This window comes from Vibrio sp. 10N.222.49.C9 (genome assembly GCF_041474985.1).
GTDB lineage: Bacteria > Pseudomonadota > Gammaproteobacteria > Enterobacterales > Vibrionaceae > Vibrio > Vibrio crassostreae_C.
Map to the genome: position 1 here is coordinate 1 of NZ_JBFRVD010000356.1, position 299 is coordinate 299.

A 299-nucleotide genomic window follows, 5' to 3' on the forward strand; every position below is an offset into this window, starting at 1 on the left:
TGATGCTTTGGGCGAATTAACCCGTGGTTTAGAAGTGGTGGAGTTTGCCTGTGGGATCCCGCACCTTTTGAAAGGAGAACATTCTCTGAATGTCGGTCGTGAGATTGACAGTTATTCCATGATGCAACCTGTAGGGGTGTGCGTAGGTATTACGCCGTTCAACTTCCCTGTGATGGTGCCACTTTGGATGATTCCGGTGTCACTGGCTTGTGGTAACAGCTTTATTCTAAAACCTTCAGAAAAAGACCCAAGTGTGTCCTTGATGCTAGCGGACATGTTGAAGAAATCCGGCCTTCCCG

The 299-nt window shown here is 48.2% G+C and carries 1 protein-coding gene; it reads left to right on the top strand.

Going from position 1 to position 299, the window contains the following annotated elements:
• Positions 1–299: aldehyde dehydrogenase family protein (locus AB4585_RS23485; RefSeq protein WP_372171185.1), on the top strand; the 299-nt coding region annotated here is incomplete at both ends.